Here is a 22,164-nt window from a genome sequence, read left to right as displayed (position 1 = left end):
GAATGGCGTGATGGTTGTCGAGCAAGGGCGACGTGATCTAGCACGTCCGTGACAAATCAGGATGCGCTTTGCAATTGCTGCCGATAGTCACGGGGCGTCTGCCCCGTCACGCGTCGGAACACGCGTGCGAAATGACTCTGGTCGCTGAACCCGGCGGCGGCTGCCACCTCGGCGATGGATCGTTGCCGGTCACCCAGGGCTTTGCGTGCCAGTTCGATGCGCAATTGGCGCTGGTATTCGCCCACGGATACACCTTGCGCCTGCTGGAAACTGCGTGCCAGATGCGACGGATGGACACCCGCCAGCGCCGCCAGTTCGAGCAGTGAAAGCGTCGCAGACGGATCGTCGTGCAGGCGTTGCAGCACGCGCTGCAGCCATGCCGGTCGCCGGTTGGCGTCGCTCGCGCGGCAGGCAATCGCGGTCAACTCCAGCACCGCCGACTGCAGCGCGAGAGACGCCGCATCGTCGGTGGCTCTCAGCTCGCTCTCGATGCGGGCGAGCAGGCGGTCGGCGCCGGGCAGGCGTAGCTGGCGATAGTCCCCGAGCAAACGCCTGACGGCGCCACTGGGTTCGTCAGCGAAGAAGATGCTGATGCAGCGCGCGCCGTTCGGACCGAAGCGATTGGTGTGTCGGTGGCCTTGCGGATGCGTCAGCAGCAGACCCAGCTCACAGGCGATGTCCTGGTCCGCCGATTGCTGGATGTATCCACCGGCCGCGACCAGACACAGATAAGCCTCATCGTGCTCGTGCCAGGGCAGGGCATCGCCGCCGGTGTACGGCGTGGTGGATACCTGCACGCCGCCGAATCGGCGTACGTGTTCAGGTGATCCGTAATTGGCACGCTGAAGATGCAGCATGCCGCCAGTCTAGGCCGCCCACGCCCGGTGGCATGTGCCGTCGGTCAGGCCCGCTGCAGATGCTCGATCGCCCAGGCAGCGACTGCAGCGGGATGTTCCAGGTGCAAATGGTGTCCACCGTCCATGTGCGTTACCGCCATATCGCTTACGCAGTTGGCGCGCGCCTGCATCTGCGTGCCCGGGAGATAAGGCGTGTCTGGCTGCGAGAGCAGCAAGGCGGCAGGTGCCTCGATGCCCTGCAACAGCGCGTGGATCTGTGACTCGGCGATGCGCAGTGGCGAAGGCCGATTGAGTCGCGGGTCGCTGCGCCAGTGCCATCCGTCTGTGGTTTCACGCAGGCCGCGCTCGACAATGGGGCGGGCCTGATCACCCGGCAGCCCGCTGGCCATGGTGCGCGCACTGATGGCTTTCTCGATGGACGGGAAGGCCCGCAACGAGCGTCCCGTCGCATGGGCAGCCATGGCATCGCGAAAGCGGCGCAGCGTGAGATGCCCGTCATCGCCGATGGGGCCAAGACCTTCGATCAGCAGAAGCCTGTCGATGCGCTCCGGCTGCGCTGCCGCCACCAGCGAGGCGATGCCCGCACCAAGCGAGTGACCGAGCAAGCCATAGCGTTGCAGGCCGAGCGTATCGGCGGCGGCGAGCACGCTGCGCACATAATCGACAAAGTGGTAGTGCATGCCCGCCGGCAGGTGCTCGGAATGACCGTGCCCAGGCAGCTCCAGTGCGATGAATCGCCAGCGGTCGGCCAGCAGTGGCGCCAATCTGGCGAAGCTGCCCGCATTATCCAGCCAGCCGTGCAATGCCAACAGCGGTGGCGCATCGGCGTGGCCCCAGAGCTGGGCGCGCAACCGCATGTGCGGTAGCGCAATGTCGTGTTCGACTGGCGGTAGGGTGGCACTCACGGGCGCGCAAACTCGGGCCAGCCGCCGGCATGCCGCAATACGAGGGTAGTGAGGCTTTCGATTTGTCCGGGGGAATCGTTGAGCGCGGGAATGTAGCGCAGCGCTTCGCCACCGGCCTCGCGGAAGAACTCGTGGTTCTGCATGGCGATTTCCTCCAGTGTCTCCAGACAATCCACTGCAAAGCCGGGACAGGCGACGTCCAGCTTCTTGATGCCGCTGGCAGCCAGCTCGCGCACGGTAGCGTCGGTATACGGCTGCAGCCACTGCTCGCGGCCCACGCGTGACTGGAAGCTCACCAGCAGCTGTGATTCGTCGAGCTGCAGGCGCTGGCGTAGCGCATGCGCTGTGACCTGGCATTGATCGAGATAGGGGTCGCCCGCGCGCACGTAACGTTCGGGGATGCCATGAAACGACAGCAGCAGCTTCTCGCCGCGCCCGTGACTGGCCCACCACTGCTCGATGCTGCGGGCCAGCGCCTCGATGTGCGCCGCGTCGTCGTGATAGTCGTTGACGATGCGCAGCTCCGGTGGCCAGCGCAGCGACTTCATGGTGTCCGCCACCGCATCGATCACCGAACCGGTCGACGTAGCGGAATACTGGGGATACAGCGGCAGCACCAGCAGGCGCCGTACACCCTCGCGCTGCAACTGCTCGACCTGTTGCTGCACCGAAGGCTGGCCATAACGCATGGCCAGGGCCACGCGGACGGGAGCGGCACTCTGTTGGGTCAGCGCCTCCTGCAGGCGTGCCGCCAATGCCTCGCTGCCGACTCGCAGTGGGGAGCCCTGTGCTGTCCAGATGCGCTGATACGCATGCGCCGAGCGCGAAGGGCGCACGCGCAAAATGACCCCGTGCAGAATCAGCCACCACAACCAGCGTGGGTAATCGATGACGCGGTGATCGCCGAGGAACTCGGCAAGGTACGGGCGAACCGCGCTCGCTGTCGGCGCCTCGGGTGTGCCGAGGTTCACCAATAGCACTGCAGCCTGAACAGGCGGGTCATGGGAAGCACCGGCAAGGCCGGTATAGTCGTGGCTGCGTGGCATGGTGGCTGCGACGGTGAAAACCGTTGCAGAGTCTGCCACAAGCCATCGCGTGGGCCCCTGGAACCTTCGCCGCAGGCGGCCCATCCAATAGTCAGCTCAGGAGTTGTCCATGTTCAAAGCATCATTGCGCCATCTGTTGCTCGCCACCCTGGTCCTGCTGCTGCCGGCCATGACAGCCCATGCCGAAGACCCGCCGCTGGTGCGCGCCCAGAACTCGGTGCGTGTGCTGAAGGAAATCATGGAGGCGCCCGACAAGTCGATCCCGACCGACCTGCTTAAGGAGGCCAAGGCCATCGCAGTGATCCCGGACCTGCTCAAGGTGGGCTTCATTTTTGGTGGCCGACGTGGCGAAGGCCTGATCTCGGTCAAGGGCGCGGATGGCACCTGGTCCAACCCGAGCTTCATCACCATGACCGGCGGCAGCGTGGGTTTTCAGGCTGGCGCCTCTTCCACTGACGTAATCCTGGTCTTCCGCACCCAGCGTGGCGTGGACAGCATCGTCAACGGCAAATTTACGCTGGGCGCCGACGCGGCGGCTGCCGCTGGCCCGGTGGGCCGCACCGCTACCGCCTCCACCGACAGCGACTTCAAGGCTGAGATTTACTCCTACTCCCGCTCGCGTGGCCTTTTCGCCGGCGTGGCGCTGGATGGATCGGCCCTGCGCATCGATTACGACGCCAACGCCGCCATTTATGGTCAGGGCGTGACGCCACGCCGCATCTTCGAAGGCGGGGTAAGCAATGTCCCGGGCCAGGTAGTCGATTTCAGGGACCGCCTGGAGGAGTACACTCAGCGCTGATGTGTGGAGCGGCGGCGCGATAGCGCGACAGCGACGTTCCGCCGCTTGGACATCCCTGAGGCCTGATACATGAGCATTACCCATCTACTCATTCTGCTGGTCGTCGTCGTGCTGATCTTTGGCACCAAGAAGCTGCGCAATATCGGTTCCGACCTCGGCGGCGCCGTGCGCGACTTCAAGAAGGGCCTGGACGGTGGCGAAGACGCCTCCAAGCCGAATGACGACTCGGGCGAACGCCTGCGTGCCGACCCGCCGGCCAGCACCAGTCAGAACCACAACCAGCACGACACTACCGAGCAGAAGTAACTCGGACGGGTTGGCAGGCGATGATCGAGATCAGCTTCGGCAAGCTGGTACTGCTAGCGCTCGTCGCGCTGATTGTGCTCGGCCCGGAAAAACTACCGCACGCGGCGCGCACCGCAGGCGCGCTGATGCGTCGCGTGCGTTTGGGTTGGGACAGCGTGCGCGCCGAAGTGGAGCGCGAACTGCAGGTCGAGGAGATCCGTCGGCAGGCGCGCGAAGCGGCGGATCGCGCCCAGGCGGCCCAGGCCGAACTGGACGAAACCTTGCGCAAGATGCGTCCCACCGGCGGTGAGCCGGCCCCTGCGCCCGCACCTGCTGCCGAGGCGGTGGTGAACGCCACAACTGCCGACACCGAGTCGGTCAAGGAAGCACCGCATGGCGGCGCCTGAGCTGGACGGTCCCGAGTCCGATAGCCTGGAACAGGGTCTGTTCTCGCACCTGATCGAGCTTCGTACGCGTCTGATGCGCGCCATCATCGCCGTGGTGGTGGTGCTGGCAGCACTTATTCCGTTTGCCAACCGGCTCTACACCGAACTGGCGGCGCCGCTGGTATCGCGTCTGCCCGAAGGCGCGCACCTGATTGCCACTGAAGTGGCGAGCCCGTTCGTCACACCGCTGAAACTGGCGTTCTATGCGGCGCTGTTCATCAGCATGCCGGTGATTGTCTATCAGCTGTGGGCCTTCGTAAGCCCCGGCTTGTACCGCAATGAAAAGCGTCTGGCACGCCCGCTGCTGGTCGCTGCGCTGGTGCTGTTCTACATGGGCTGTGCCTTCGCTTATTTTCTGGTGCTGCCTGCCGCCTTCCGCTTCCTTACGGCGGTGACGCCGCAGGGCGTGGAAATGATGACGGACATTACGCACTATCTCGACTTCGTGATGCTGATGTTCTTCGCTTTCGGCCTGTGTTTCGAAGTGCCGGTGGCGGTGGTGATTCTCGCGGCGATCGGTGTGGTCAATCTGGAGCAGCTGCGCAACAGTCGCCGCTACGCCGTCGTAGGCGCGTTCACCATTGCAGCCTTTATCACGCCGCCAGATATCACCTCGATGATCATGCTGGCGATTCCCATGTGTCTGCTCTATGAGTTGGGCCTGCTGGCGGTACGCTGGCTGATCAAGCCCACCGAAGCGCCGTCGGCATGAGCGACGCAGCGGCCCGCGTTGAGGAACTGAAGGCTTCGCTGCAACTGCAGCCGCATGTTGAAGGTGGGCATTACCGCCGATTCCATCCGCCCAAGGGCAAGGGCGATGGCGCTGACCCGCGTCACGCCATGAGCGCTATCCACTATCTGCTGGAGGCTGGTCAATTCAGCAGCTGGCATCGCGTGGACGCCGAGGAAGCCTGGCATTTTGTCGAAGGCGAGCCGTTGGAGCTTTTGATCTACAACCCCAAGTGCAACAGCCTCGAGCGTTGCTGTCTCGGGATGCCGGGTGTGGACGTCAAGCCGATGGTGGTCGTGCCGGCTGGTGCGTGGCAGGCCGCGCGTCCGTTGGGTCGCTATGCGTTGATGACGTGTTTAGTGGCGCCGGCTTTCGAGTACGACGGGTTTGAGCTGCTGGCGGAAAGCGATCCGCTGGCGAGCCATCTGGCGGGGCTTGTGCCGGAGATCGGCTTCTAGCCCATGCTCCCGCTCCCCTTCGGGGAGCGGGAATAAAGAGGTCGCAAAACCGAACTCAGTGCTTCGTCGCGGGTGCCGCCGGTGCCACCCGATTGAGCGCCATGCCCTTCAGCACATTCAGCGCCTGCGACAGCGCATAGTCCTGCGTGGCCAGCTTGGCATTCTCCGCACTGCCGTCGTTGTCGATGTCCTTGCCACCCTTGGTGCCATCCTCGTTGGCGAGGTGGTTGGGCAGGTCGGCTTCGGAGCTGATCAGTGCCGCCGGGCTGTCGGCCTTGTTCACCGCGAGGTCGGCCAGGGCGATATCGGGTTTGATGCCTTCGGCCTGGATCGACGTGCCGTTGGGCGTGTAATAGCGCGCGGTAGTGATCTTCACCGCATGCTCGGCGTCGAGCGGCAGGACTGTCTGCACCACGCCTTTGCCAAAGGTGCGGCGCCCCATGATCAGCGCACGGCGGTTGTCCTTGAGTGCGCCGGATACGATTTCAGCCGCGGAAGCGGTGCCGTTATCGACCAGCACGACCATCGGCGCGCCGTTGAGCAGGTCACCTGGATGCGCTTCGAAACTCAGGTTGGAGTCCTGCAGGCGGCCGCGCGTGGTAACGATGGTGCCTGCGTTGAGGAAATCGTCGCTGACGCCGACTGCCGCGGTGAGCAGGCCGCCCGGGTTGGAACGCAGATCGAGAATCGCGCCCTTCTGCGGGCCATTCTTGCGAATCAGTTCGCCCAGTTTCTTTTCCAGATCGGGCGCAGTGTCGTCCTGGAACTGGCTGACGCGTACATAGGCGTAGCCGGGTTCGAGTTCGCGCACTTTCACCGAGGTAACGGAGATGCGCTCACGTACCAGCGGAATATCGACCGTCTTGTCGCTCTTCTCGTGCAGCACCGTGAGCGTGATCTTGGTGCCGGGGTCGCCGCGCAGTTCTTTGAACATCTCATCGATGTTCTCCGAATCCACCGGCTTGCCGTTGACCTTGACGATGGTGTCGCCGGCCTTGATGCCGCCGCGGGCCGCTGGCGTGTCATCGATGGGGGCGATGATGCGCAGCGTGCCGTCTACCTGCAGCACTTCAATGCCGAGGCCGCCGTACTGGCCGGTGGTGTCCTCGTTGAGTTCCGTCAGCCCATCTTTGTCGAGGTACTCGCTGTGCGGGTCCAGCCCGCTGAGCATGCCGCTGATGGCGGCCTTCATCAGCGTCTTGTTGGTCACTGGCTCCACATAGGCCTGACGTACGATTTCGTAGACGCGGCTGAAATTGCGGATGTCGTCCAGATCCACCTGGTCGGGCACCGAGGACGCCGCTGCGGGCGCGCTGGCGGATGCGGCCGGGCGCTTGGCGCCGCTGCTCTGCGCTGGGGCGGTCTGGGCCTGCGCCAGCGGCGCCGCCAACAGCAGGACGGCCAGGCTCAAGGTGGAAAACCGCATGGTATGGGGACTCCGGTCAAGCTTGTGGGGTTGCGGCCGGCGGCGGGCAACGTAGCTCTTTTGGACCGCCGGATATCGCTAAAATTCAACGCGCTACAAGAAGGTTAGCGTGCGACGCTGCGCACGCGGCGTCAATGTCGGATCATCCTTTTTTACCCAGCCATGTGCGCGGATCCACGGGCTGGTTGTTCTGTCGCAGCTCGAAGTAGACACCGGTGTTCACCCCGGTGGGGGCACTTGCCGTGCCGACGGCCTCGCCGGCGGTAACCTGGTCGCCCACGCCATGCAGGATCGTCTCGTTGTTGCCGTACATGGTCATCCAGCCGCTGCCGTGACTGACGATGACCAGCATGCCGTAGCCACGCAGAAAGGCAGCGTAGACCACGCGCCCCGGAGCCACCGCTTTGACCTCGCTGCCTCCGGGCGCCTTGATCAGCACGCCGTTGCCGTAGGTATTGACGGGGCCGGGCGCTGGCCAAGGCAGGTTGCCGCGGATATTGGCCAGACCTTTGCCGGCTGGCGGGGCCGCCTTGCCCTCGTTGGCCTTGGCAGCGCGCGCGGCCTCGCGGGCCGCATCGTCAATCGCTTTCTGCAGGGTGGCGACCAGCGAATTGAGCGAAGCCTCATTCTGCTTCAGGGCGGCGAGCCGGCTCGCCTGGTCCTTGTACTGGGCGTCGGTATCCGCCACCAGCCTGGCCTGGGAGGCGCGTTGTTGTTCAAGTGACTTGGCCTGGGTCTCGCGTTCGGCGCGACTGGCTTGCAGCGCCTGTTGCTGGGCAGTGATCTGGCTTTCCAGATCCTGCAGGCGGGCCAGGTCGCCCATCAGCTTCTGCACGCGCTGGACCCGGTCTTCCTGGAAATATTTGGAGTAGGCCAGAGCCTGGGCGATGCGGGCCACGTCGTCGTCGCCCATCAGCAGGCGCAGGTCCGAGCCACGCCCCAGCGCGTAGGTGGCACGCAGCAGGTCGGCGATGGCTGCGCGCTGGCCTTCGAGATTCTTCTGTAGCTCGGCGCGCTGGACTTGCAGCTGATCCAGGTCTTTCTGCTTGGCGGTCAGTTGCGCATCGGTGTCGCGAACAGCCTTGGCAGCAGAGGCCACGGCATTGGCCTGCTTGGCCAGCTCAGCCGTGGCGCTGTCGCGTTTGGCCGCCGTCTCGGCCTGCTCCTTGGCCAGCGCGTCCATCTTGCTGCGCACATCCGAGAGCTTCTTCTGGGCTTCGGCCTGCTCGGACTTGGTCTTGTTGTCCTGCGCTGCCCGGGCGGGCAGGGCGGCGATCGAGAGGGCAAGCGCGCCAGTGATGGCGCAGGCAAGGGGGCGGGCACAACGGATGGGTATTGGCATCGGCCGATTATCACAGAGCACGATGATGGCGTGCGAGCCGGTCCCCGCCGTCCGCTGAACCGTGTCGCGGATTCGGTCACGGCCGCCGAAATCGACACTGGTATGCCCCATCAGGTCGTCAGATCCACCACGCGCAGTAGTACGTGTCGATGCACATGCATGGAAGTGGTCTCGTCGATGTCGTCGATGCGTTGCGCTCGTCGCGTGTGCGTTTTGTCCTGTGGACAAAAAAACTTCCAATTGAAACTTTCATTTAGCCGTAAAGATGTCTTTGACGCGACGCACCAATTGTGTTTTAGTCGAGGCCACACTCGGACATGTGGCAGCGGAGCCTTCGGCACCGTTGGGACCGCGTGTCTTTATCCATCGGCCGGGGAGGCAAGATGGCGCAAGCAGTTTCAGCGACGCTTTACGACGTTGCCTTTGAGCACGACAGCTGTGGCTTCGGCCTGGTCGCGCAGATCGACGGGCGTGCCAGCGCATGGGTGGTGGACACGGCTTTCACGGCGCTGGCCAAACTTTCCCATCGCGGCGGCGTCAATGCCGATGGCGTGAGTGGCGATGGCTGCGGCGTGCTGTTCCATCGTCCGCTGAGCTGGCTGAAAGCGCTCGCTACCGAGTCTGGCATTGCGCTGGGTCAGCGCTTCGCTGCAGGCGTAGTGTTCCTCGATCCGAACGGCAATGACGACGCAGTGCTGACGTTCGAGCAGCGCCTGCGCGAAGAAGGCCTGCGCATAGCCGGTTGGCGCGACGTGGCAGTGAATGTGGATGCCTGCGGTCCGCTCGCGGCGGCCGCCAAGCCGCGTGTGCGTCAGGTCTTTGTCGAGCCCGATGCTTCGATGGATGACGGTGTGTTCGAACGCGCCTTGTTCCGCGCGCGTCGTCGCGCGGAAACGGCATTGGCTGATGACGCGCATTTCTACGTGGTCACGTTGTCGGCTCAGGTTATCGGTTACAAGGCGATGGCTGCCCCCGGCCGATTGCGCGACGTGTTTGCAGATCTCAGGCATCCTGCCCTCGCCGTCGATGCGGTGGTATTCCATCAGCGTTATTCCACCAACACGTTGCCGCAATGGCGCCTGGCACAGCCGTTCCGTCTGCTCGCGCACAACGGCGAGATCAATACGATCCGTGCCAATCGGCGCTGGATGCAATCGCGCGAATCCATTCTGCACTCGCCGCTGGTCGATCTGTCCGACATCGGTCCGCTGGTGCGCCAGACCGGATCGGATTCGGAAAGCCTCGACAACGCGCTGGAGGTGCTGATCGCGGGTGGGCTTGATCTGATTGCCGCCATGCGCGTGCTGGTGCCGCCGGCATTCGCTGCGCGTGAAGGCATCGACGAAGACCTCGCGGCGTTCTACGAGTATTACGCCCTGCACAGCGAGCCGTGGGATGGCCCGGCAGGTCTGGTGATGTGCGATGGCCGCTACGCGGCCTGCACGCTGGATCGCAACGGTCTGCGTCCCGCCCGCTGGGCGTTGTCGGCGGATAACCATCTCATCGTCGCCTCCGAGGCGGGCCTGTGGGATGTACCGTCGTCTCAGGTAGTCGCCAAGGGACGGCTTGCACCCGGCGAAATGATTGCGGTGGATCTGCAGCAGCATCGCTTGCTGCGCGACGCCGATATCGACGACATCAACCGCAAGCGCGCGCCGTTCCGCGACTGGCTTCGTGCCGGCGTGAGCTATCTGGAATCGGATCTGATCGACCCGTCGCTGGCGGCTGAGCCGCTGCCGGCGGATGAGTTGCGCCGCTATCAGAAGCTGTACGGTCTCTCTCGCGAAGAGCGCGAAACCGTGCTCAAGGCGATGGTGGAACTGGAGCAGGAGGCCACCGGCTCGATGGGTGACGACACGCCGGTGGCGGCGATGTCGCGCCAGGTGCGGCCGTTGTTCGACCGGTTCCGGCAGGGCTTCGCCCAGGTCACTAACCCGCCGATCGATCCGCTGCGCGAAAAGTTGGTGATGTCGCTGGTGACGCAGATTGGCCCAGAAGCCAATGTGTTCGATCTCACGCCGGAAAATGCCAAACAGATCCTGATCAACTCGCCGGTGCTCTCGCAGCGCAAGCTACGCCAGCTGCTGGCGCTGCCGCAGTTCGTCGATACACCGCGCTTCGATCTGATGTACGCACCAGAAGAAGGGCTGGAAGCGGCGTTGCGTCGTCTATGCCACGAGGTGGAGCAGGCCGTGCGAGGCGGGTGTTCGCTGGTGTTCCTCAGCGACCGCTATCCGCAACAAGATCTATTGCCGATTCACTCCCTGCTTGCCGTAGGCGCGGTGCACGCGCATCTGATCGACAAGGCGCTGCGTTGCCAGTGCAACATCATGGTTGAGACCGCGACGCCGCGTGATCCTCATCAGTTCGCGTGTTTGCTGGGCTTTGGGGCCACCGCAATCTATCCGTGGCTGGCGTACCAGAGCCTGTTTGAGCTCGGCCGCGAAGGGCATATCGCCAGCGACCGTTTTGAAGTCGGCCGAAGTTACCGGCGCGGTATCCGCAAAGGTCTGCTGAAGATCCTGTCGAAGATGGGCATCTCCACCGTGGCGGGTTATCGCGGCGCGCAGTTGTTCGAGATCGTCGGGCTCGCGCCTGAGGTGGTGGCGCTTTGCTTCCCTGGAACACCGTCGCGTATTGGCGGCGCGGGGTTTGCCGAACTGGAACACGATCAGCGCATCCTCGCAGCCGAAGCATGGACCGATGCCTCGCCGCTGCGTGCTGGCGGCATCTACAAGTTCGTGTACGGCGGCGAGTACCACATGTACAACCCGGACGTGATCGGCAGCCTGCAGAAGGCGGTGCGCACGGGCAGTCAGGCGGACTATCGCGCCTACGCGAACTTTGTGGATCACCGTCCGCCCTCCGCTCTGCGCGACCTGCTGTCGCCACGGCCGCTGGGCGCACCCGTTCCGCTTGAGGAAGTGGAGTCGGCCGAAAGCATTCTGCGCCGCTTCGACTCGGCGGGCATGTCGCTGGGTGCGCTGTCGCCCGAGGCGCATGAAGCGCTGGCCATTGCGATGAACCGTCTTGGCGCACGCAGCAACTCGGGCGAGGGTGGCGAGGATCCCGCGCGCTATGGCACCGAGAAAACGTCGAAGATCAAGCAGGTGGCATCCGGCCGTTTTGGCGTAACGCCGGCTTATCTGGTGAATGCCGAAGTGCTGCAGATCAAGATCGCCCAAGGCGCCAAGCCCGGTGAAGGTGGCCAGCTGCCCGGTCACAAGGTGGATGCCACCATTGCACGTCTGCGCTACGCCAAGCCTGGCATTGGCCTGATCTCACCGCCACCGCATCACGACATCTACTCCATCGAAGACCTGGCCGAGCTGATCCATGACCTGAAGGAGGTCAATCCCGAGGCGTTGGTGTCGGTGAAGCTGGTGAGCCATGCCGGCGTGGGTACGGTCGCGGCGGGCGTGGTGAAGGCGGGTGCGGATCTCATTACCGTGAGTGGTCATGACGGCGGCACCGGCGCGAGCCCGCTCACGTCCATCAAATACGCGGGCACGCCCTGGGAGCTTGGGCTGGCGGAAACGCAGCAGACGTTGCGCCGCAATGATCTGCGCGGCCGCGTGCGCCTGCAGACCGACGGTGGCCTGAAGACGGGTCTCGATGTCATCAAGGCCGCGCTGCTCGGGGCCGAGAGCTTTGGCTTCGGTACCGGGCCGATGGTGGCGCTGGGTTGCAAGTACCTGCGCATCTGCCATCTCAACAATTGCGCCACCGGTGTCGCCACGCAGCACGCGGTGCTGCGCAAGGAATATTTCATTGGCCTGCCGGAAATGGTCATGAACTACTTCCGCTTCCTGGCGGAAGACGTACGTGGCCATCTCGCGCAGCTCGGCGCGCGCAACCTGAGCGAGCTCATCGGTCGCGCGGATCTGCTGGAACAGGTGGACGGCACCACGCCGGTGCAGCACAGGCTCGATCTCACGCCGCTGCTAGGCGACGGTGCGCTGGGAACCAATGTCGACTTCGCCTGCACGCTGCCGCGCAACCCGATGCGTGACGAAGCCGAACTTGCCGCGCGTATCGATGCGGCCACACGAGAGGCGGTGGTGAGCAAGCGTGGCGGCGAGTTTGCGTTCGATATCGCCAACACGGATCGCGCCATCGGCGCGCGACTCTCGGGCGAAGTGGCGCGCCGCCATGGCGATCACGGCATGGATGAACACCCACTCCTGCTCAAACTCACCGGTGCAGCGGGACAGAGCCTGGGCGCCTGGAATGCAGGCGGCGTGCATATCGATCTCACCGGTGAGGCCAACGACGGTGTTGGCAAGGGCATGGCCGGTGGCCGCATCGTGGTGCGTCCCCCGGCGGATTCGCCGTTTGCCACCCAGGATGCGGCCATCATCGGCAACACCTGTCTGTATGGCGCCACCGATGGCGAGCTGTATGCGGCAGGGCGTGCGGGCGAGCGCTTCGCGGTGCGCAATTCCGGTGCGCTGGCTGTGGTCGAAGGCGCGGGTGATCACTGTTGCGAGTACATGACCGGCGGCGTCGTTGCCGTGCTGGGCAAGGTGGGCCTCAACTTCGGCGCAGGCATGACCGGTGGCTTCGCTTATGTGCTCGATATCGAGCGCACGTTCGTCGACTGCTACAACCACGAGCTGGTGGACATTCTTCGCATCTCACCCGAAGGCATGGAGCACTACATGCAGCATCTGCGCAGTCTGGTGGAGCGGCATGTCCAACTCACCGGCAGTGACTGGGGCCGCCGCATTCTTCGCGACTTCCGTGGTCTGCAATACAAGTTCTGGTTGGTGAAGCCCAAGGCGGCAAGCCTGGCGGCGCTGGCGGAAGAGCTGAGGAGCGCTGCATGAGCGACAAGAACTTCCAGTTTATCAACGTGCAGCGAAAGACTCCCCGCACGGTACCCGTATCGATTCGCGTGCTCGGCTACGGCGAGATTTCCGGCGACTTTGCCGCGCCGCAGGCTGCCACGCAGGCCGAGCGTTGCATCGATTGCGGCAATCCCTACTGCGAGCACGCATGTCCCGTGCACAACTACATTCCGAACTGGCTGAAGCTGGTGCAGGAAGACCGCTTGATGGAAGCGGCCACGTTGATGCACGAGACCAATCCCCTGCCGGAGATCTGCGGCCGCGTCTGCCCGCAAGATCGCCTGTGCGAGGGCGCCTGCACGCTGGAGCAGACCGCCTTCGGTGCGGTAACCATTGGCAGCATCGAACGCTGGGTGACCGATGAAGCATTGCGTCAGGGCTGGCGGCCGGATCTATCCGCGGTCAAGGAGACGGGCAAGCGCGTTGCCATCATCGGCGCGGGTCCGGCGGGCCTTGCGTGCGCCGATCGCCTGCGCCGCGCCGGCGTTGCGGCGGATGTCTACGATCGCCAGAGCGACATCGGCGGACTGCTGACCTTCGGCATTCCCCCGTTCAAACTGGACAAGAGCGTCGTGCGCACGCGCCGCGAGCTGCTCGAAGGCATGGGCGTGCGTTTCCTGCTGAATCGCGATGTGGGTCGCGACATCGAGTTCGGTCAGTTGCTGGAAGAGTACGACGCGGTATTCGTCGGCACCGGCGCCTACACGTACGTCGATGCCGCGCTGCCCGGGCGCGATCTGCGTGGCGTCCACGATGCGCTGCCCTTCCTGATTGCCAACACCGAACGGCTGTTGCGCGATGAGGCGCCGCCGCCGTCCTTCGATCTGCGCGGCAAACATGTGGTGGTGCTGGGCGGTGGCGATACCGGTATGGACTGCAACCGCACGGCGGTTCGCCTTGGCGCGGCCAGCGTTACCTGTGTTTATCGTCGCGACGAAGCGAACATGCCGGGCTCGGCTCGTGAGGTGAACTACAGCCGCGAAGAGGGTGTCACCTTCTTGTTCCAGCGCCAGCCGTTGGAGATTCTGGGCGGTGCGCGTGGCAACGTGCGCGGCGTGCGCGTGGTTGAAACCGCGCTTGTCGATGACGGTTCCGGCCGCTTGCGGCCGCAGAATGTGCCGGGCTCGGAATACGTGATTGATGCCGATGTGGTGATCCAGTCGTTCGGCTTTCTGCCGAGCCCGCCGGAGTGGCTGTCTTCTCATGGGGTCGCGCTGGACCGGACGGGGCGCGTGATCACCGGCGCAGAAGGTGCGTTGCCACATCAGACCAGTCATCCACAAATCTTTGCGGGTGGCGACAACGTGCGCGGTGCGGACCTGGTGGTGCGTGCCGTTTACGACGGGCGTGAGGCCGCGGCGTCCATCGTGCAGTTGCTGAAGGAAGTGGAGTTGCCTGCGTTCGCGCATGCGTAATGGCTGTACTCCCTCTCCCCTGCGGCGAGCGAGGGGGAGGGGGCTCACGATTAGCATGGTTCTCCCTCACCGTCATCCCTGCGAAGGCAGGGATCCAGTGACTTTGCTCCTGGCCTCCGGTTGCCGCGATGCCGCGATCTGGCCGCTTACGCAGCGGGCGTTTCGACCTCCTGCCGGAGGCCGAGTCACTTTTCTTTTGCTGGCCCAAAAGAAAAGTACCCAAAGAAAATGGCCTTAAGAGCTGGCAGCATTGCGCAGGGATAAGCCCGAACGCGCGAGGCGCGTTGTTGCTTGGCAACCTCCGCCGCCACACAGCGGATACTTCAGAGCGCTTCGCAACGCGCCATCGCGTAGAGGGCTTAAAGCCGAACGTCGCTTCGCATTCTCTTTGCTGGCGCTTTGGGTATTTTGCGAGGCACCGCACTTCTCCCTCTCCCCTTCGGGGAGAGGGCTGGGGTGAGGGGCCAATCTTGCGACACGATCATTTCAAAGCGCATTTCGCTTTGTCCCATTCGGCTACCCTCTCACCCTCCAAGCCATCTCCCCCGGAGCAGACCCCATGCGTCTCGGCCTCGCCGCCAACCAACTCCACCACGCTCATGCGGATGCTGCGCTGTTCCGCTGGCTGCGTGCCTGCGAGACAGGCATCCGCGAACTTAAGCTGGGTCTGCATGCCGTAGGGCGCACCTACGATGCGATTCATCGCACCGGTTATCTGGATGGCTATGCGTCGTTGCAACGCTATCCCTACGGGCGGGAAGGCGGCCTGATGAAACTGGTCGCCGAGGTGGTGGGGTTGGGCGATCGTGTGCTGAATGGCGCCATCTACCTGATCGACCCGGTTGATCCGTCATCGATTTTTCCCGAAGCGGTGGCGCTCAAGCGTCAGTGCGTCATTCATGGCAAGCCATTTATTTCCACGGTGGCATCTGCCCGGGACTGGATCGAGATGGAACGTATCCATGGTGGGCTGGCCCCGGATGTCGGGGCGAACGGGTTCTACGCACTGGAGACGCAAACGGTTGCGTTGATTGCACACGACGCCATGAAACCGCAGATGCTGGCGTACGCGGCCGAGCACTTCGACGTGTTGTCGCGTTTTGCGCATCGTGTCGGCACGGGAACCACGGGTCAGCGCTTGAATGAACTGGCGTGGAGCCTCGGTTGGCCCAAGGATGTGCCATGGGTGACGCGCTATCAGAGTGGTCCGATGGGTGGCGATGCGCAGATTGCCGACCTTGTGCTGGAACGGCGCTGCCAACGCGTGATCTTTTTTGAAGACCCGCATGTCGCGCGACAGCACGAGGCGGATATCCAGCTGCTTGAGCGTGCCGTTACCACGCGCACCGACGATGCGGTGTGCATGACCTCGCCTCGCGTGGCCGCGCGTTGGGCAGCAGCGGTACGCTCGCGCGCCAGCTGGCGTTGAAGGTAATGCTCGCGGACAATGGCGGCCTCACGCTCGGAGCCGCATCGATATGTGCCTGATCGCCTTCGCATGGCAGGTTCACCCGCGCTGGCGGCTATTGCTCGCCGGCAACCGTGACGAATTCCATGCACGACCCAGTGTGCCGCTGGCGCGTTGGGAAACGCCGCCCATCATCGCGGGAAAGGATCTGGAAGCCGGTGGCACCTGGCTGGGTGTCACCGACGGCGGGCGTTGCAGCGTCGTGACCAACGTGCGCGATCCGCGCGACCCGCAACATGGGCGTTCGCGTGGGCTGCTTGCCCTGGATTACCTTGGCGGCGTCGCCGATGCGACAAACCACGCCGATGCGTTGCTGAAGACCGCCGCCGATTACAGACCCTTCAATCTGCTCACATTCGACACCACGCATGCGTTCTATCTCGGCAATCGACCCGAGCCGCGTGCGCAGGCGGTAACGCCTGGCGTGCATGGTCTTTCGAATGCCGACTTCAATACGCCATGGCCAAAGACACGCACGCTGATGCAGCAATTGCAGGCGTGGATCGACGCGGGCCATGACGACGAGTTCGCGCCCTTGTTCGAAGCGCTGGCCGATCCCCGTGGCTATCCCGATGACGAGCTGCCCGATACGGGTGTTGGTCTGGAACGGGAGCGTTGGCTGTCATCCGCCTTCATACGAGGCGAGCATTACGGCACGCGCGCAAGCACGGTGGTGGCTGTGGGTTACGACGGTCGCGGTGTCGTGGTGGAGCGGCGTTTTGGACCGTTTGGTCGCGAAGAGGGCGAGACGGCTATCCCGTTCTCACCGTGATCCTTTGCCTGTCGCAGGGCCGCACAAGTGCGCTCCTGCAAAGGAAAGTCAGTCGGTGGATCCTTCCGGAAATTCGCCGTCCACGTAGAACCAGCGTCCGTTCTCACGCACGAAGCGGCTGATCTCATGCATGCGCTGCGCTTTGCCACCGCCGTAGCGCAGCCGGACCACAAATTCCACCGTAGCCTCGTCGCCATCGCTCTCATGGCGCTTGACCGTGAGTCCCAGCCAGGTCGGTGCCGGTTGCTGGGCGCTCAGCTTCAGGTGTGCCGGGCGCGTGCTGTGATGCCAGGTGGCAAGCAGGTAGTCCTCGCGCTTGAGCACGTAGGCGCTGTAACGCGAGCGCATGAGCTGCTCGGCCGTGGCCGCGATGCCGCCGTCATGCAGCAGTCCGCAGCAGTGGGCATAGCCGGCATCGTTGCCACAGGGGCAAGGGGTTAGCGTGTCAATGGCTTGCACGTAGGGTCGCATGATCCGGGTCAAGGGCTGAGCACATCGTGCCGCCTTCCCATCCAAATGCCAATGCCGAATATTCAGGGGTCAGCGGTTGCGCTGCCAGATGCGAGTCCGGTTATTGGCAGGCATGGCGATATCGTCGATGAGATCGAACCCATGAATCTCGGCCAGCGCATCGACGGCTTCCGCGTCACGAATACGCATGTGGACGCCGCGCGCCTGTAGCCACTGATCAAACGAAGCATTGCTGTCGCTGGTGTAGTGGCCGTCATAGTTGAACGGGCCGTAGATAACGAGCATGGCGTCGTCGGTGGTCACGCCGGCAAGATGCTCAAACAGTTGCTCGACCTCGTCCCAGGCCATGATGTGCAGCGTGTTGGCGCTGAAAACGGCGTCATATCGACGCGAAGGCCATGGGCCACCTACATCCAGCTCGAGCGGCGCGGGTGTGTTTGGCAGGCTGGCATCATCCAGCCACATGCGGATGCCCGGCAAGTTCTCCGCGCGATCAGTGCATTGCCACTGCAGATGCGGCAGCGCCGCAGCGAAATACACCGCGTGTTGCCCGGTACCGCTGCCAATCTCCAGCACGTGCCGGCGATCGGCGAAGTACGTGCGCAACACATCGAGGATGGGATCGCGGTTGCGCTCGCAGGAGGGCGCGTCGGGCTTTTCCACTTAAACCGGACGACCGCGCAACACGCGCGCGGGAAGCATCAGCATGGCAGCGAGCGCTGCGAACACGGCGCTCACCGTGATGCCGATCAGGCGGAACGGCAGCATCAGCAACCACACGATGGGATAAAGAATGAGCGCCACCAGGGCGATCGGCCAGCAGATCACCAGCAGCAAAAGCCAAAGCAGAAAAGCAGCCATAGCCCGATCCTCGTCCCGAAGTTGGCGCCACTCTAGCTCAGCGGCATGGCGCCGCGTAGATGACTACCTTCACCCCATCGGCTTTACGCCGATCAGCCAGCCGTGAAGCCAGAAAGCGAAGATCGCCCAGAAAACGAAGCCTGCCACTACCACGATGATGTCTCCCTTCATCGTGCCGGCGGGGTAGGTGACGCCAGCGGCGCGGTCACGGCGGCGGCAGACCAGGAAATCCACGCCTGCCCACAGCAGGAAGGCGCCGAACAGCACCACGTCATGCAGCATGCCGGTGGCCAGCAGATGGCCAAACGCCCAAGTCTTCACGCCGGCGAGCATGGGGTGGCCCAACTTGGCCTTCAGGTGATTGCCGGGCACATAGGCGGCGATCACCAGAATGAAGGCCACCAGCGTGAACAGCGCATTGAGGTGCCGCAGCCACAGGGGCGGCACATAGAGCAGCACCGGCTGTTGCCGCGCCAGCCCGAAGCCCCAGATAAGCAGGACAAAACCAGCGATGGAAATAAGCGTATAGAGCCCTTTCCAGCGTTTTTCGCCGAGGCGGGCCAGCTGGCGGCTACGCCAGTCGTTGGCAAAGATGCGTACGGAATGCACGCCGAGAAACAACACCAGACCGAGGATCAGCAGCACCATGGGCTCACCGTGGGGTTGGCGGAATCTCGGCGATGATAGCCCTTACGGTTGCCGCTGAGGTGACAGTCGTTAGCGCGGTTCCGCCATGACGAGCAGCGCTACGCTGTCCTCGCCTAGCTCGAATGGGCTGCGATCAGGCTGCCAGGCGTCACCCGCCTGCAGATCGCCGTCGATGGTCGTCGCCGTGCCGCGTGCGATATAGATCAGTACACAGCCGGGATCGGGTACGTGACTTCCCGCCTGCGTGCGAACGCGGACGTCGCCGCGGCCCCAGGCGCGGCGCACCATCAGGTTGAAGTCGCGCGTGGCGCCGCCAGCCATCACGACATCCACATGGGCCTCGCCCGGAAAGGCGAACGGCGCGAAGGGGGTGGTCAGCGCATGCGTGTGCTGGCCATCCATGGTCATGGTGAAGCCTTCGCCATCGATCAGCGCAATCTGCCGGTCGATGCCCGGAAAAGCGGAGAACGGCGCGGCGCTGTTCACTTCCGCCACGCTCACACGCCACAGAAAATCGTCGCTGCCCGCGTCGGCAGGAAAGCGGGCAATTTCGCGTGTCGTGCCCAGGCCGTTCTTCCACGGCTGAGGTTTCATGTCGGCTGCGCGGATGATATGAAAACTCATGCGACCTTCTCGATGACGCGGGTGAACGGGGGCAACGCCTTGAGCATGCGTTCGCCGTAGCGCTTGAGCACAACGCGGCGATCCAGCAGCACGATGCGGCCGCGATCGGTTTCTGTGCGGATCAGGCGCCCGCAATACTGCGTAAGCAGCCGCGTGGCTTCTGGCACCGTGACTTCAATGAATGGATTACGCCCGCGAGATTCAAGCCATTCCGCATAGGTGGCACCCACGGGGTCCGTGGGCACGGCAAAGGGGAGTTGCGTAATCACTACGGTCTCGCACAGTTTGCCCGGCAGATCGAGACCTTCACCAAATGAAGCGAGTCCGAACAGTGTGCTGCCTTTGCCCGCTTCGATATCGGCAATGTGCTCGGAAACCAGTTGCGCTTTGCCGAGCGAGCCTTGCGCGCGAACCTTGCGCACGTGTTCGATCGGCAACTTTTGCAACACGCGATCGAGTTTTGCGCGCGACGTGAACAGCACCAGGTTGCCGGCGTCCCAATCAAGATGCTCGGCCAGCCAGTCGCAGATCTCCTGCACGTGCTCTTCGCGTGCATCAGGCAGTGCGCGCATGGCAGGAACTTCCAGCCGTGCCTGCGACGCGAGATCGAACGGTGACGGCAGGCTCAGGGTTATGGAATCATCCGGTAAGCCCACCGCATCGGCGAAGCCGCGGAAATTGCCGCCGGCGCTCAGCGTGGCCGACGTCATCACGACGGCGCTCGCGTTGCCCCACAGCACGCTGCGCAGCAAGCCGCCTGCCGATACCGCCGATGCATGACAGATCAACTGCTGGTCTGGACTCAGCGTCACCCAGCGTGCCAATGGCGGCGAATTATCGCCGTCGGTCGCGGACCACGCACGCCAGGTACGCAGCTGGCGATCGATGCGTTCGAGGGCCATACCGAGTTCGCGCGACAGCGCTTCGTGTGTTGGGCCGCTTTCCGTCATCTCCAGCACGGCGCGACGGACTGCGCCCACCCAACGTTCCACTTCGCCAGTGAACACGTAAAGCGCCCGCGCGTGCTCTACCCACGCGTCGGGGAGTTGGCCGAGCGAACCGCGATACATCGGCTCGTCGTCATCGGGCGAAGGCAGCCAGCTGAGCCGGATTTCTTTCTCCAGCTCCTCCAGCGCATCGCTGAGTTCCTGCAGCTTTTGATCACCGGCATCGAGCGGCAGTTTGCCGATCACTTCCTTGTCGGTGAGCGAATAGGCGGCGTGGATCTGGCGGCCAAGCCGGCTCAACTGCCGCACAGCCGCGTTGATATAGACCTCGGCAGCACCGCGGTCGATCGCTTTCGACGGTACGTGATGACCTTCATCGAAGATGTACAGCGTTTCGTCCGGCTTCGGCAGGATCACGCCGCCAAAACCGTCTTCCTCGCGCGGCATGGTGAGGTCGGCCAGCACCAGGTCCTGATTGGCCACGATGATGTCGGCGTCGCCTACCGCCCGCCGTGCTGCGAAGAACGGGCAGTTCATGAACTGCACGCACTTGCGGCCCGTGCAGCCTCCCGCACTCGTCGTGATCATGGGCCGCAGCACGTCGCTGATCGGCTCCGGCGCGGCGTCAATATCGCCGTTCCATTCGTTGCGATCGAACAGGCCAGCCAGCTTCGATAGCGCCTTCTTGTCGCGCTCCTGCGGCGGCTTGGTCCACAAGGCCAGGTCGGCGTCGAACCCTAAGCCCATCTGCGCTGTTTCGCTGAGGCTATTGCTGGCCATGGCGAGATTGCGCGGGCACAGGTAGCGGCCGCGCCCCTTGGCCAAGGCCACCTTCGCTTCGCTGCCATTGAGCCGGAGATAAAGCGGGATATCGCGCTGTACCAACTGCTCCTGCAGCGCCACGGTGGCGGTGGCAATGAGCAGTTTCTTCTTGTGGGCGCGCGCTACCTCGACACCGGCGATGAGATAGGCCATCGACTTGCCGGTGCCGGTGGGCGCTTCGATAACCGCTGCGCCACCCTCCTGTGCCAGCGCTTTCGCCACCTCGGCAATCATCTTTCCTTGCGACGCACGTGCGCGAAAGCCGGGCAGGCCGTCCTTTAGGCGCGTATAAGCGGCGCGGATCGCGTCTTTGGTTGTGTCGGCAAGCATGGGGGCAGGTCGGGCGAGGGTGGCCGCGTCGGTCGGTCATTCTCGCATGTCGGACCGGGTATTGCCCTGGACGGTGGACGGACGGGCGGCCCAGCCAACCCGATAGCCCCGAGCGAGCGTCCTGCACGGCTGTTGGAGCTATTTGCGGGAGTCTCCGGCCGACCCTTATCTCAAACAAAAAAAGAGCGGGTGACCCAGATCACCCGCTCTCCCCATCACACGTTGTTCAAATGTCCCGACGTTTCCCGGCTCCAAAGGGGGCAGGAGCCTTATCCCCGGACTCGTCGCGCGCGTCACCGCGGGCCCGCGTGCATTCCTTGCTCACGTGGGACGCCTGTCACTCTATGAGTCGGTGGGGCGGCAAAACATAAGACGAATCTGAAAGTAGAAGCCTGATTTGTCCGGCATTGGCAGTGAGGTGATGTGACGTCCATGAACGACATAACTATCGGAAGTCGCCGATAGGCGAAAGGTTCGGTACGGGGCAACCTACGTGCGCTCCCTGGGCATATCCCCCATGCCATCCCTCTGGGAGCATCGGGTCAGGCTCCTCCCCTTAGGTCTGACCCCCGGCCCCCGCAAGGGGGCCTTTCTTTTTGCTCGGGTGGTTAGAAAAGAAAGGGCCGGCTAGGCCGGCCCTTTCACCCCAAGCTCCTGGGCTG

The 22,164-nt window shown here is 63.8% G+C and carries 20 protein-coding genes; 9 read left to right on the top strand and 11 right to left on the bottom strand.

What is annotated here, in order from left to right; genetic code table 11:
- Positions 1-56: 56 nt before the first annotated feature.
- From OQE56_RS18985 to hemH, 3 genes are read right to left on the bottom strand one after another with little or no spacing between them, the layout of a single operon-like run.
- On the bottom strand, positions 57-857 hold the full coding sequence (locus OQE56_RS18985) for a helix-turn-helix transcriptional regulator (RefSeq protein WP_267226495.1): 801 nt from the start codon (positions 855-857) through the stop codon (positions 57-59).
- Between the two features lie 44 nt (positions 858-901).
- On the bottom strand, positions 902-1,762 hold the full coding sequence (locus OQE56_RS18980; RefSeq protein ID WP_267226493.1) for an alpha/beta fold hydrolase: 861 nt from the start codon (positions 1,760-1,762) through the stop codon (positions 902-904).
- Positions 1,759-2,808 carry a ferrochelatase gene (gene hemH, locus OQE56_RS18975; protein ID WP_267226491.1) on the bottom strand — a complete coding sequence of 350 codons (1,050 nt, stop codon included), beginning with the start codon at positions 2,806-2,808 and terminating at the stop codon, positions 1,759-1,761. Before hemH ends, OQE56_RS18980 begins: the two co-directional genes overlap by 4 nt.
- Positions 2,809-2,917: 109 nt before the next feature.
- Between hemH and OQE56_RS18970 the strand changes: the two genes are divergently transcribed.
- The 5 genes from OQE56_RS18970 to OQE56_RS18950 all read left to right on the top strand — a co-directional run bounded on the left by OQE56_RS18970 (position 2,918) and on the right by OQE56_RS18950 (position 5,526).
- Positions 2,918-3,607, top strand: coding sequence for a lipid-binding SYLF domain-containing protein (locus OQE56_RS18970; protein WP_267226489.1), 690 nt, complete (start codon positions 2,918-2,920; stop codon positions 3,605-3,607).
- A gap of 69 nt (positions 3,608-3,676) precedes the next feature.
- Positions 3,677-3,913, top strand: coding sequence for a Sec-independent protein translocase subunit TatA (gene tatA, locus OQE56_RS18965; protein WP_267226487.1), 237 nt, complete (start codon positions 3,677-3,679; stop codon positions 3,911-3,913).
- Positions 3,914-3,933: 20 nt separating this feature from the next.
- Positions 3,934-4,299, top strand: coding sequence for a Sec-independent protein translocase protein TatB (tatB, locus tag OQE56_RS18960; protein WP_267226485.1), 366 nt, complete (start codon positions 3,934-3,936; stop codon positions 4,297-4,299).
- Positions 4,286-5,050, top strand: a complete 765-nt coding sequence (tatC, locus tag OQE56_RS18955) for a twin-arginine translocase subunit TatC (protein ID WP_267226484.1) — start codon at positions 4,286-4,288, stop codon at positions 5,048-5,050. The genes tatB and tatC overlap by 14 nt, the downstream gene beginning before the upstream one ends.
- Positions 5,047-5,526 (top strand): cupin domain-containing protein, encoded by a 480-nt coding sequence (locus OQE56_RS18950; protein WP_267226483.1) that lies wholly within the window; start codon positions 5,047-5,049, stop codon positions 5,524-5,526. Before tatC ends, OQE56_RS18950 begins: the two co-directional genes overlap by 4 nt.
- Before the next feature lie 55 nt (positions 5,527-5,581).
- Here OQE56_RS18950 and OQE56_RS18945 read toward each other — a convergent pair whose 3' ends face one another.
- Both OQE56_RS18945 and OQE56_RS18940 read right to left on the bottom strand, forming a co-directional pair.
- Complete coding sequence (locus OQE56_RS18945) at positions 5,582-6,952, bottom strand: S41 family peptidase (protein WP_267226481.1); 1,371 nt, start codon at positions 6,950-6,952, stop codon at positions 5,582-5,584.
- A gap of 142 nt (positions 6,953-7,094) precedes the next feature.
- The gene (locus OQE56_RS18940) at positions 7,095-8,294 is read right to left on the bottom strand and encodes a murein hydrolase activator EnvC family protein (RefSeq protein WP_267226479.1); all 1,200 of its coding nucleotides are present in this window, start codon (positions 8,292-8,294) and stop codon (positions 7,095-7,097) included.
- A 383-nt stretch (positions 8,295-8,677) separates the two neighbouring features.
- Between OQE56_RS18940 and gltB the strand changes: the two genes are divergently transcribed.
- The 4 genes from gltB to OQE56_RS18920 all read left to right on the top strand — a co-directional run bounded on the left by gltB (position 8,678) and on the right by OQE56_RS18920 (position 16,799).
- Positions 8,678-13,123 (top strand): glutamate synthase large subunit, encoded by a 4,446-nt coding sequence (gltB, locus tag OQE56_RS18935; RefSeq protein ID WP_267226477.1) that lies wholly within the window; start codon positions 8,678-8,680, stop codon positions 13,121-13,123.
- Positions 13,120-14,559, top strand: a complete 1,440-nt coding sequence (locus tag OQE56_RS18930; protein ID WP_267226476.1) for an FAD-dependent oxidoreductase — start codon at positions 13,120-13,122, stop codon at positions 14,557-14,559. The genes gltB and OQE56_RS18930 overlap by 4 nt, the downstream gene beginning before the upstream one ends.
- A 559-nt stretch (positions 14,560-15,118) precedes the next feature.
- On the top strand, positions 15,119-15,988 hold the full coding sequence (locus OQE56_RS18925; protein ID WP_267226474.1) for a methylglyoxal synthase: 870 nt from the start codon (positions 15,119-15,121) through the stop codon (positions 15,986-15,988).
- Between the two features lie 49 nt (positions 15,989-16,037).
- The gene (locus OQE56_RS18920; protein ID WP_267226471.1) at positions 16,038-16,799 is read left to right on the top strand and encodes an NRDE family protein; all 762 of its coding nucleotides are present in this window, start codon (positions 16,038-16,040) and stop codon (positions 16,797-16,799) included.
- Positions 16,800-16,847: 48 nt separating this feature from the next.
- On the opposite strand, the gene OQE56_RS18915 is transcribed toward OQE56_RS18920, so the two are convergent.
- From OQE56_RS18915 to dinG, 6 genes are all read right to left on the bottom strand, one after another.
- Positions 16,848-17,270, bottom strand: a complete 423-nt coding sequence (locus OQE56_RS18915) for a YchJ family protein (protein ID WP_267226470.1) — start codon at positions 17,268-17,270, stop codon at positions 16,848-16,850.
- Positions 17,271-17,339: 69 nt separating this feature from the next.
- Entirely contained in the window at positions 17,340-17,933 is a 594-nt protein-coding gene (locus tag OQE56_RS18910) for a DUF938 domain-containing protein (RefSeq protein WP_267226469.1), read from the bottom strand.
- Positions 17,934-18,131, bottom strand: coding sequence for a hypothetical protein (locus OQE56_RS18905; RefSeq protein ID WP_267226467.1), 198 nt, complete (start codon positions 18,129-18,131; stop codon positions 17,934-17,936). It lies immediately after the preceding gene.
- A 69-nt stretch (positions 18,132-18,200) separates the two neighbouring features.
- The gene (locus OQE56_RS18900; protein ID WP_267226466.1) at positions 18,201-18,779 is read right to left on the bottom strand and encodes an NnrU family protein; all 579 of its coding nucleotides are present in this window, start codon (positions 18,777-18,779) and stop codon (positions 18,201-18,203) included.
- A 69-nt stretch (positions 18,780-18,848) separates the two neighbouring features.
- Entirely contained in the window at positions 18,849-19,403 is a 555-nt protein-coding gene (locus OQE56_RS18895; RefSeq protein WP_267226463.1) for a HutD/Ves family protein, read from the bottom strand.
- On the bottom strand, positions 19,400-21,502 hold the full coding sequence (dinG, locus tag OQE56_RS18890; RefSeq protein ID WP_267226462.1) for an ATP-dependent DNA helicase DinG: 2,103 nt from the start codon (positions 21,500-21,502) through the stop codon (positions 19,400-19,402). The genes OQE56_RS18895 and dinG overlap by 4 nt, the downstream gene beginning before the upstream one ends.
- Positions 21,503-22,164: the final 662 nt, after the last annotated feature.

This window comes from Dyella silvae (genome assembly GCF_026421305.1).
GTDB classification, from domain to species: Bacteria; Pseudomonadota; Gammaproteobacteria; order Xanthomonadales; family Rhodanobacteraceae; genus Dyella; species Dyella silvae.
The sequence above is the reverse complement of the archived record's forward strand: the minus strand, read 5'-3'. Positions and strand labels throughout refer to the sequence as shown.